Annotated in this window: 8 protein-coding genes; all 8 read left to right on the forward strand. The window is 70.0% G+C overall.

Annotated features, from left to right (window positions below):
- Window positions 1-193 precede the first annotated feature (193 nt).
- Window positions 194-4,144, forward strand: coding sequence for a nitrate- and nitrite sensing domain-containing protein (locus tag OH768_RS15875; RefSeq protein WP_406454122.1), 3,951 nt, complete (start codon window positions 194-196; stop codon window positions 4,142-4,144).
- A 9-nt stretch (window positions 4,145-4,153) separates the two neighbouring features.
- The gene (locus tag OH768_RS15880) at window positions 4,154-4,567 is read left to right on the forward strand and encodes a roadblock/LC7 domain-containing protein (RefSeq protein ID WP_005479910.1); all 414 of its coding nucleotides are present in this window, start codon (window positions 4,154-4,156) and stop codon (window positions 4,565-4,567) included.
- Between the two features lie 110 nt (window positions 4,568-4,677).
- A complete protein-coding gene (locus tag OH768_RS15885) occupies window positions 4,678-5,076 on the forward strand; it encodes a DUF742 domain-containing protein (RefSeq protein WP_019058642.1) in 399 nt (132 codons plus the stop codon).
- The gene (locus tag OH768_RS15890) at window positions 5,057-5,632 is read left to right on the forward strand and encodes an ATP/GTP-binding protein (protein WP_006375318.1); all 576 of its coding nucleotides are present in this window, start codon (window positions 5,057-5,059) and stop codon (window positions 5,630-5,632) included. Before OH768_RS15885 ends, OH768_RS15890 begins: the two co-directional genes overlap by 20 nt.
- Before the next feature lie 401 nt (window positions 5,633-6,033).
- Complete coding sequence (locus tag OH768_RS15895) at window positions 6,034-9,333, forward strand: nitrate- and nitrite sensing domain-containing protein (RefSeq protein ID WP_406454125.1); 3,300 nt, start codon at window positions 6,034-6,036, stop codon at window positions 9,331-9,333.
- Window positions 9,334-9,343: 10 nt separating this feature from the next.
- The gene (locus OH768_RS15900) at window positions 9,344-9,757 is read left to right on the forward strand and encodes a roadblock/LC7 domain-containing protein (RefSeq protein WP_005479603.1); all 414 of its coding nucleotides are present in this window, start codon (window positions 9,344-9,346) and stop codon (window positions 9,755-9,757) included.
- Between the two features lie 94 nt (window positions 9,758-9,851).
- The gene (locus tag OH768_RS15905; protein ID WP_026178547.1) at window positions 9,852-10,424 is read left to right on the forward strand and encodes a DUF742 domain-containing protein; all 573 of its coding nucleotides are present in this window, start codon (window positions 9,852-9,854) and stop codon (window positions 10,422-10,424) included.
- Complete coding sequence (locus tag OH768_RS15910) at window positions 10,405-10,986, forward strand: ATP/GTP-binding protein (RefSeq protein WP_009314218.1); 582 nt, start codon at window positions 10,405-10,407, stop codon at window positions 10,984-10,986. Before OH768_RS15905 ends, OH768_RS15910 begins: the two co-directional genes overlap by 20 nt.
- The last annotated feature ends 19 nt before the right edge of the window (window positions 10,987-11,005 follow it).

Here is an 11,005-nt window from a genome sequence, read left to right on the forward strand (position 1 = left end):
TGGAATTCCACGGACCGCCGCAGAATCAGCCCGGCGCGCAGGGGGCGCAACGCAGCGCCGAGGGCGGCGGAAGGGGGAACAGCGCCGGTCACTCACGACCACACATGGGGTGCGCGTTCAGGGCGCTCCCCAAGACGCCGACACCGTCCTTCCGTTCGCGCGGGGGACGCCTGGTCCAGAGGTTGCGACGCTAGTGCAGGGACGTTTCAAGAGGGATGGCAGTGCTCCGGCGGAGCCGGAGCCGCATGGCGGGGCTGGCCCCAACACCGGCAGCTCCTCGCCCCAGCACGCCCAGAACCCGGGCCCGGCACCGTCAGGCGACGGCGGGGGCCCCGGGCGCTCCGGTGTGTCCGCAGCCCCGACCCCCGCGCCCCCGGTGAAGCCGCCGAGCGGCACGCCCGGCCCCGGCTCGCGCGTCGCCCTGCGCAACTGGCGCATCTCCACGCGCCTGGTGTCGCTGCTCGCGCTCCCCGTGGTCGCGGCCACCTCGCTGGGCGCCCTGCGCATCAGCGACTCCATGACCGACATCCAGCAGCTCGACAACATGAAGCTGCTGACGGACATGACCAAGCAGGCCACCGAGCTGGCCACCGCGCTCCAGGAGGAGCGCGACCAGTCGGCCGGTCCCCTGTCGCACGGCGGCAAGGCCACCGACTACGAGGTCAAGGGCTACGAGGAGAAGACCGACCGCGCCCGCGACAACTTCATCAACTCCTCGGAAGAGGTGGACAGCGCCAGCAGGAACGGAAACCTGCAGGGCGTCCGCGAGACCGTGGTCGGCCTCGCCACCGAGTTGGACAACCTCGACAAGATCCGCAAGACGGCTTATCAGTCGAAGAGCAACTCGACGCAGACGGTCGACGCCTACCACCGTCTGATCACCCAGCTGCTCGGCCTCTCGCAGGACATGGCGGAGGCGACCAGCAACCCGGAGATGATCCAGCGCACCCGCGCCCTGGCCGCCTTCTCCTCTGCCAAGGAGTTCGCGTCCGTGCAGCGCGCCGTCATCGCGGCGGCCCTGCCCGACAACAACACCACGACGGGCAACCTCTCCGACAACGACCGGCTGTACGCCGACTCGGCGCTGGAGAGCGAGAAGTCGGACCTGGCGATCTTCCGCAACATCTACGGCGACCAGGGTGCCGAGGAGCTCATCCAGCCCATCGAGGACGGCAACGCGACGATCGACGCCGCGGACAAGTACGCGGAGCGCGCCCTCGCCAACTCGAACGGTCTGAAGTCGCTCGACAAGCGGTCCTACAAGGACTGGGTGGACGACAGCTCCACCAAGATCGAGCAGATGAAGAAGATCGAGCACACGCTCCTGGAGGACATGGAGCAGAAGGCCCGCGAGCTGCGCTCCGCCTCCGAGCGCGAGGCGATCATCTCCGGTGCGCTGATCCTGCTCGTGCTCGGTGTCTCCCTCGTCGGCGCCTTCGTCATCGCCCGGTCCATGATCCGCTCGCTGCGCCGGCTCCAGGAGACCGCCAACAAGGTCGCCCAGGACCGGCTGCCCGAGCTGGTCAAGCAGCTCTCCGAGTCCGACCCGCAGGACGTCGACACGTCCGTGGAGTCGGTCGGTGTGCACTCCCGGGACGAGATCGGCCAGGTGGCCGCGGCCTTCGACGACGTGCACCGCGAGGCAGTCCGCCTCGCCGCCGAGCAGGCCCTCCTGCGGGGCAACGTCAACGCGATGTTCACCAACCTCTCGCGCCGCTCCCAGGGCCTCATCCAGCGTCAGCTCTCGCTCATCTCCGAGCTGGAGTCCCGCGAGGCCGACCCGGACCAGCTGTCCTCCCTCTTCAAGCTCGACCACCTCGCGACCCGCATGCGCCGTAACGGTGAGAACCTTCTCGTTCTCGCCGGTGAAGAGCCCGGCCGCCGCTGGACCCGCCCGGTCCCGCTGGTCGACGTGCTCCGCGCCGCCGCCTCCGAGGTGGAGCAGTACGAGCGCATCGAACTGTCCTCCGTGCCGACCACCGAAGTGGCCGGCCGCGTGGTCAACGACCTCGTGCACCTGCTCGCCGAGCTGCTGGAGAACGCGACCTCGTTCTCCTCGCCGCAGACCAAGGTCAAGGTCACCGGTCACGCGCTGCCCGACGGCCGCGTCCTGATCGAGATCCACGACACCGGTATCGGCCTCTCCCCCGAGGACCTCGCGGCGATCAACGAGCGGCTCGCCTCGCCGCCCACCGTGGACGTCTCGGTCTCCCGCCGCATGGGTCTGTTCGTGGTCGGCCGGCTGTCCCAGCGCCACGGCATCCGTATCCAGCTGCGTCCGTCCGACTCCGGTGGTACGACCGCGCTGGTCATGCTCCCGGTCGATGTCGCCCAGGGCGGCAAGAAGCCCGCTCCGGGCAAGCCCGGCCAGGCCGCTGTCGGCGCTGCGGCTGCCGCCGCCGGTGCCGGTGCGGCCCGCCGGGGCAACGGTCAGGGCGGCTCCGCCCTCGGCGCGGGTGCGCCGGGGAACGGCGGACTGCTCGGTGCCGGTGCCGCTCCGCGCGGCCAGGTCGGTTCCGGTCAGGGCCCCCGGGCCGCGCTGCCCGGTGCGGGCGGTGGACGTCCGGGTGGTCCCGGTGGTCCGGGTGCTCCCGGCGGTGCGCGTGGACCGCAGGGTCCCTCGGCGCCGCAGGGCCGTCCGGCCGCTGGTTCCGGTGCCGGTCTCTTCGGCCAGGCCCCGGGTGCCCCGCAGGGACTGCAGGCCGCCGGTGCGGGTGCCCCGCAGGGCTTCGGCGACGGACGTCAGGACGCCTTCGGCGGGACCCCGCCGCAGCAGAACGGCGCGGTTCCCCCGCAGCGTGCGAGCAACGAGCCCGAGCCGCCCCGTGGTGGTGGCAGGCGCCGCGGGCGTCAGCCGCAGCTCCCGCCGCGCGGTGGTGCGCGGGCCGAGCTGCCGGGCGGCAACAACCAGCGCCCCAGCTGGAGCGACGAGAACGCGCAGCCCCCGCTGGGCCGCGGCAACCTCGACGCCCCGCGCGGTCACGACGAGCGCGACGCCGAGCAGACCTCCCGGATGCCGCGCATCGACGACCGTCAGGGCCCCGGCACGCAGGAGATGCCGGCGATCCCGCGCCTGGACGCGCAGGACAGCAGGCAGTTCCCGCGCCCGGGCACCAGCGGACCGCAGGACACGGGCTCGTTCCCGCGTCCGGGTACGAGCGGACCGCAGGACACCGGCTCCTTCCCGCGCCCCGGTGCGGGCGGACCGCAGGACACGGGGTCCTTCCCCCGGCCGAACCTCAACGGGTCCCAGAACACGGGCCAGTTGCCGCGTCCGGGCGCCAACGGAGCACCGGCCAACGGCCAGTTCCCGCGGCAGGACTTCGACACCCCGCGCCCCGGCTCCAACTCGCAGCAGAACGGCGGCCAGTTCGTCCGCTCGGACGTCTTCGGCTCCCCGAACAGCCCGGCCAACAACCCGTCGAACCCGGCCAACACAGGACAGTTCGCCGTCCCGCAGGCCTACGACGGAAGCTCCACCGGCCAGTTCGCGGCTCCCGGTTTTGACAACGGGTCCACCGGTCAGCACAATCTGCCGGGCCGTCAGAACCCCGGGAACACCGGGCAGTTCGACCGTTCGCAGGTCAACGGGAACCGCAACGGCGCCGACTTCGGCACCGCGCGTCCGCCCGCCCCGCAGCGTCCCACCCGCCAGGAGCCCGAGGCGTTGCCGCCTGCCACGGGTCCCGGTGACGGCAGGACGCCGCTGTACGACACGCTGGAGACCAACTGGTTCCACGGCCAGCAGGCGGAGGCGCAGAGCCAGAGCAACGGCTCCGCGCCCGCCCCGCAGCCGCAGGCACCGCAGGCTCCGGCAGCAGCAACCCCCCAGCGTCCCACGGGCGGTACCTGGCGCAGCTCGCCGAACGACGATCTCGTCCGGCAGGCAGAGCGCGTACGGCAACCGGCCGCGGGCGGCGTCACCACCTCCGGCCTGCCGCGCCGGGTGCCCAGGGCGAACCTCGTCCCGGGCACGGCTCAGCAGCAACAGCACCAAACCGGTCCGCAGGTCTCGCGTGCGCCTGACGACGTACGCGGCCGGCTGACCAATCTCCGTCGGGGCATCGCACAGGGCCGCCAGGCCGGTACGGGTACCGGCCAGACCGGCAGCTTCCCCAGCCCCACTCACCAGCAGGAGCGTTAGTTGAGCCAGATGAGCCAGGCGGCACAGAACCTCAACTGGTTGATAACCAACTTCGTGGACAACACCCCGGGTGTGTCCCACACCGTCGTCGTGTCTGCCGACGGACTCCTTCTGGCCATGTCGGAAGGCTTCCCTCGCGACCGCGCCGACCAACTCGCGGCCGTGGCATCGGGGCTGACCTCGCTGACGGCCGGGGCCTCCCGGATCTTCGAGGGCGGCGACGTGGCACAGACGGTCGTGGAGATGGAGCGAGGGTTCCTCTTCCTCATGTCCGTCTCGGACGGCTCGTCCCTGGCCGTGCTCGCGCACCCCGAGTGCGACATCGGCCTCGTCGGCTACGAGATGGCCCTCCTCGTCGACCGTGCAGGGGCGGTCCTCACGCCGGACCTGCGCGCCGAACTCCAGGGCAGTCTTCTTCACTGACCGGCCCGGCACCACCCGTCTCACCAAATCACCGTCCGGCCGCCACAATCCCCCCACCGGCCCTGTCAGACGGCTAGCCCGACCGACTTGCTGTCCCGCCCGGAGGATTCATGACCCCGCCCACCGCCTCTCATGATCCGTACGCCGAGCCGTACGGGGACGAGGGCGACCAGCCGCTGGTACGTCCGTACGCGATGACCGGCGGCCGGACCCGGCCGCGCTATCAGCTCGCCATCGAGGCACTGATCAGCACCACGGCCGACCCGGCAGCGCTGATGGGACTGCTCCCTGAGCACCAGCGCATCTGCCACCTGTGCCGTGAGGTCAAGTCGGTCGCGGAGGTGTCGGCACTCCTCGCCATGCCCCTCGGTGTGGCGCGGATCCTCGTCGCGGACCTCGCCGAGGCCGGACTGGTGGCCATCCACCAGCCGGGCGGCGACGAGAACAACGGCGGCGCTCCGGACGTGACGCTGCTCGAAAGGGTGCTCAGTGGACTTCGCAAGCTCTGACGGAGGGCGGGCGACCACCTCCGCGAAGATCGTGGTGGCGGGTGGCTTCGGCGTCGGCAAGACCACGTTCGTGGGTGCCGTCTCCGAGATCAACCCGCTGCGCACGGAGGCCGTCATGACGTCCGCTTCGGCGGGCATCGACGACCTCACCCACACCGGGGACAAGACCACCACCACGGTGGCCATGGACTTCGGCCGTATCACCCTGGACCAGGACCTGATCCTGTACCTCTTCGGTACGCCGGGTCAGGACCGCTTCTGGTTCATGTGGGACGACCTGGTGCGCGGCGCGATCGGCGCCGTCGTCCTGGTGGACACCCGCCGTCTCGCCGACTGCTTCCCCGCGGTCGACTACTTCGAGAACAGCGGGCTGCCCTTCGTCATAGCCCTCAACGGGTTCGACGGCCACCAGCCGTACAACCCGGAGGAGGTGCGCGAGGCCCTGCAGATCGGGCCGGACGCGCCGATCATCACGACGGACGCCCGGCACCGCTCGGACGCCAAGAGTGCGCTGATCACGCTGGTCGAGCACGCGCTGATGGCCCGGCTCCGGTAGCTGTTGGCGGGCCTCGACATGCAGTTCTCAAGTCGGCAGCGCCGTACGGCAGTTGTCGTAGACACCCCGGAGCCGGCTGTGGCCTTTGACACGGTCGGCCCCGGTGTTCATAACGTTTCGGCAGAGGAATCGGGTGGTACCGCAACGCGTCGCGGTCGTCCGGTGCCACTGCGCTAACAAAGCCCCGTCTTTTGGCGGGGCTCGCTCTTTATGACCGTTTTATCTGGGGCTTACATCACTCGGAATCCGCCGTTCCGACTGTTTGGAATCGCGCAGGCTGACGTGCTGGAATGCCTGAACTGCCCAATAGTCAACGACGTACTGATAGTCAGAGCTCGTTGACGGGCCTGAGACACTGCGGCACGAGGATAGGTGCCGACCGCCGGAAGGTTGTTGGTCGAGTGAGGCGAAGCAAGAACGGTCCCGAGCCGTCGGCCCGGGGCAACTTCACCCCGCCGCCGCGCGGAGCGGCGCCCGCCCCTGTGCCAGGCTCGGAGCCTTCGGCACCACCCCCTCCCAGCGGGGGCCGTTTCTCGCCCCGCAACTGGCGGGTGCCGACCCGGCTGAACGCGATCCTGCTCATACCCGTGGGCGTCGGCCTCATCATGGGCGGCTTCCAGGTCAAGAGCTCGATCGACACCTGGCAGAACGCCGAGGACGCGAAGAAGACCGCCCGCGTGGTGCAGGCCGCGCTGACCTACAGCAACGCGATCACCAACGAGCGTGACGTGACCGCCGCACCGCTGCTGGAGGGCAAGGGCCAGAAGGACGCGACGGTCGTGGCCGCTCGCAAGGCCACGGACGACGCCGCCGACGTCTTCGACAAGGCCGCGCAGAACATGCCGGACCAGTCGGGCCTGGAGCGCCGGCTCAGCCGCTTCCGCAAGGTGGAGCCGCAGCTGCAGACGATCCGGGCCGCCGCCTACACGTCCAAGACGAAGGGCGTGCAGACCGAGGAGAGCTACGTCAACCTGGAGCACCCGCTCCTGGAGTTCTCCAACGAACTGGGCCTCGGCACCGGCAACATCACCAGCTACGGCCGCTCGGTCTACGCCATCGCGCTGGCCAAGGGCGCGCTCTCCCTGGAGCGCTCCATCGGCACGCATCTGCTGGTCAGCCCCGGCCCCGACGCGAACAGCCTGGCGACCCAGCGCACCGCCATCACCTCGTACGCCTACCTGGAGGGCATCGCCATCCAGGAGTACCAGGCCGGTGGTACCGACGCGGACATCGCGAAGCTGAACACGGCCCTGGCGAAGGTGCAGACCGACGGCGCGGCCATGGTCAAGCAGGCCGCCGCGCAGGCGAAGGCCGCCAACAAGACGTACGTGCCGCCGCCGAGCGACCCGGTCAAGATCGTCACGGCCATGTCGCAGCTGCAGACCACCGACGTCTCGGCGCGCCAGGCCCTCGCCCAGCAGGGCATCACCGCGCAGAACTGGTGGGCGGGCACCACCCTCAAGTACAACGCGTACCGCAAGATCGAAGAGGACAAGGCCGACATCGCGGTGAGCGAGGCGTCCGGCATCGCCGACAACGCCAAGCGCGACGCCATCATCACCGGTGCCGCCGTCGTCGTCGCCCTGCTCCTCGCCTTCATCCTGGCCGGTGCCGTCGCCCGCCAGATGAGCCGCGCGATGCGCCAGCTGCGCAACGCCGCCTTCGGCATCGCCGAGCAGCGCCTGCCGATGCTGGTCGACCAGCTCTCGCGCACCGACCCCGGCCGCGTCGACACCCGCGTCCAGCCGATCCCCATCACCACGACGGACGAGATCGGCGAAGTCGCCAGAGCCTTCGACCAGGTCCACCGCGAGGCCGTACGACTGGCCGCCGAGCAGGCCCTCCTGCGGGGCAACATCAACGCGATCTTCACCAACCTCTCGCGCCGCAACCAGTCCTTGATCGAGGGCCAGCTGACCCTGATCACCGACCTGGAGAACAACGAGGCCGACCCGGACCAGCTGGAGAACCTCTTCCGCCTGGACCACCTCGCGACCCGCATGCGCCGCAACGGCGAGAACCTCCTCGTTCTCGCCGGCGAGGAGCCCGGCCGCCGCTGGGACCAGCCGGTCCCGCTGGTCGACGTGCTGCGCGCCGCCTCCTCCGAGGTGGAGCAGTACGAGCGCATCGAGCTCTCGGGTGTCCCGGAGGCGGAGATCCACGGCCGTGCCGTGACCGACCTCGTGCACCTGCTGGCCGAGCTCCTGGAGAACGCCACCACGTTCTCCTCCCCGCAGACCAAGGTCCGTGTCACCGCGACCCGTCTCCCCGACGGCCGCGTCATGATCGAGATCCACGACAAGGGCATCGGCCTCACCGCCGAGGACTTCGCGGACATCAACCACAAGCTGGCCAACCCGCCGACCGTGGACGTCGCGATCTCCCAGCGCATGGGCCTGTTCGTGGTCGGCCGGCTGTCCGACCGGCACGGCATCCGCGTCCAGCTCCGCCCCTCGGGCGAGCAGGCCGGCACCACCTCGCTGGTCATGCTGCCCGACGCGATCACCCACGGTGGCGGTGGCGAACAGCAGCTCCAGCGCGACGAGTTCACCGTCTCGCAGATCATGCCGGAGCAGCCGCAGTACCAGGGTGAGGACTTCAACCACACCCCGATCCGCACGGCCGCCGAGCTCGGTTTCGACGACACCCGCTACCCCGAGGTGCCGGACGACATCCGCGAGCTCGACCCGGTCGGCCGCTCGCTGATGCGCGAGGAGCGCCGGGCGGCCCTGGAGTCCCAGAAGCCGGGCCAGGAGGCCCTGGACGCGGGCACTTACCAGGAGTTCGAGCAGCCCCAGCAGCAGCCGTACGCCGAGAACGGGCAGCAGGCGTACCAGGAGCAGCCGACGGCGTACAACGGGCAGCCGACGTACGAGGAGCAGCAGCAGACGTCGTACGACGAGCCGCTCCAGCCCGCGTACGACGAGCAGTACTTCGCGCCGAACGGCAACGGGACGCAGAACGACACCTTCGCCGACTCCTTCCCGTCCAACGGCGGTTACCCGGAGCCCGGGTATGCGGAGCCGGTGCGGGAGGAGCACGCGTCGGCGCACGCCGCGGCCCCGGAGACGTATCCGGGCTTCGAAGAGCCGTCCTATCAGGATGACTGGCCGCAGCAGGACGGTTACCGCAACGGCTACCCGGACCAGTACGCTCCGGAACCGGAACCTTCGCAGGCCGCTGACGTGAGTGAGCGGGATCACGTAGGCTTCGACCGTCCGGGACCGGCCCCCTCGGCTGTCCACGCGCTGACCGACGCCGGGCTGCCGCGCCGCGGTTCGGCCGCGAAAGGCACCAACGGCTCGCAGCCCGCGCGCCAGGAGTCGACAGCTTCCGCCCCGGAGAGCAAGACCAACATCTTCGGTACGGCGAACGGCACCGCGAACGGAAACGGCAGCACCGGGACCGTGGACTGGCGCTCGGCGAACGACGAGCGGTGGCAGCAGGCCTCGGCGCTGAAGAAGCCGAAGGCCGGCGGGGTCACCTCCTCCGGCCTGCCGAGGCGGGTGCCCAAGGCCAACCTGGTCGAGGGCACCGCCGAGAGCACCCCTCAGGGCGGCCCCCAGGTCTCCCGCGCTCCCGAGGACATCCGGGGCAGGCTCAGCAACCTGCGCCGCGGGGTCCAGCGGGGTCGCAGCGCAGGAAGTGAAACGAACGGTCAGGGCTTCGGCTCTGACAGCACCTACAACCAGGAGCGTTAGTGTGAGCCCGATGAGCCAGGCGGCGCAGAACCTGAACTGGTTGATCACCAACTTCGTGGACAACACCCCCGGTGTGTCCCACACGGTGGTGGTCTCCGCCGACGGACTCCTTCTGGCGATGTCCGAAGGTTTCCCGCGTGACCGTGCCGATCAGCTGGCGGCCGTCGCGTCGGGTCTGACCTCGCTGACCGCCGGTGCCTCGCGCATCTTCGAGGGCGGCAGCGTGAACCAGACGGTTGTGGAGATGGAGCGGGGATTCCTCTTCATCATGTCCGTGTCCGACGGTTCCTCCCTCGCGGTTCTCGCACACCCCGAGGCGGACATCGGCCTCATTGGGTACGAGATGGCCCTTCTGGTGGACCGTGCCGGTACGGTCCTGACCCCTGACCTTCGAGCAGAGCTCCAGGGGAGCCTTCTCAACTAACAAGCGGACAGTGCGTTTTGGCGTCCCGAGGCCATAAGGTTTCGGGACGCGGCTCCACATTGATGGGTGCCCGGCACAGTCGGAGGAGGAGAAAGTGGCAACACCCCCAGGCGGTTCGTCTTCGGGCAACTGGTCGTACGGCCCCGGCCAGGGGCAGGGCGACGGTTCCCAGAACCGGTACAACTTCCCCTCCTCGCCCTCCCCGCGCCACCCTCAGTACCCGCAGGGCCCCGGTCCGTCACCGTACGACCAGCCGCCGGCGCCGCGCATCCAGCCCGTGCAGCCGCACCGACGCTCCCCCGAGGCGGCGCCCGCGGGTTCGTCGAGCAATCCCCTGGTGCGTCCGTACGCCATGACCGGCGGCCGGACCCGCCCCCGCTACCAGCTCGCCATCGAGGCGCTGGTGCACACCACCGCGCAGCCGCACCAGATGCAGGGCCAGTTGCCCGAGCATCAGCGGATCTGCAACCTCTGCCGGGAGATCAAGTCGGTGGCCGAGATCTCGGCCCTCCTGACGATCCCTCTCGGTGTGGCCAGGATCCTCGTCGCCGACTTGGCGGAGGCGGGCCTGGTCGCCATTCATCAGCCCGGCGGCGACGAGAACGCCGGCGGCCAGCCAGATGTGACACTGCTCGAAAGGGTGCTCAGTGGACTTCGCAAGCTCTAGCGGAGGGCCTTCCCGCTCAACCACCTCGGCGAAGATCGTGGTGGCGGGTGGCTTCGGCGTGGGCAAGACCACGTTCGTCGGGGCCGTCTCGGAGATCAACCCGCTGCGTACCGAGGCTGTGATGACGTCCGCGTCCGCGGGCATCGACGACCTCACCCACACCGGAGACAAGACGACCACCACGGTCGCCATGGACTTCGGACGCATCACCCTGGACCAGGACCTGATCCTGTACCTGTTCGGCACGCCCGGCCAGGACCGCTTCTGGTTCATGTGGGACGACCTGGTGCGCGGCGCGATCGGCGCGATCGTGCTCGTGGACACCCGCCGTCTCGCCGACTGCTTCCCCGCGGTCGACTACTTCGAGAACTCGGGTCTCCCCTTCGTCATCGCCCTCAACGGCTTCGACGGCCAGCAGCCGTACAACCCGGACGAGGTCCGCGAGGCCCTGCAGATCGGCCCGGACACCCCGATCATCACGACCGACGCCCGCCACCGCGCGGACGCCAAGTCGGCTCTGATCACGCTGGTGGAGCACGCGCTGATGGCGCGCCTGCGGTAGCAATTCCGCTGTATCCGGC

It is taken from the genome of Streptomyces sp. NBC_01622 (genome assembly GCF_045209635.1).
In the GTDB taxonomy this organism is placed as follows: Bacteria; Actinomycetota; Actinomycetes; order Streptomycetales; family Streptomycetaceae; genus Streptomyces.

Coding starts and splice junctions, on each gene's coding strand:
- OH768_RS15880 (WP_005479910.1), top strand. CDS start 4,154: ATGAGCCAGGCGGCACAGAACCTCAACTGGTTGATAACCAACTTCGTG.
- OH768_RS15885 (WP_019058642.1), top strand. CDS start 4,678: ATGACCCCGCCCACCGCCTCTCATGATCCGTACGCCGAGCCGTACGGG.
- OH768_RS15900 (WP_005479603.1), top strand. CDS start 9,344: ATGAGCCAGGCGGCGCAGAACCTGAACTGGTTGATCACCAACTTCGTG.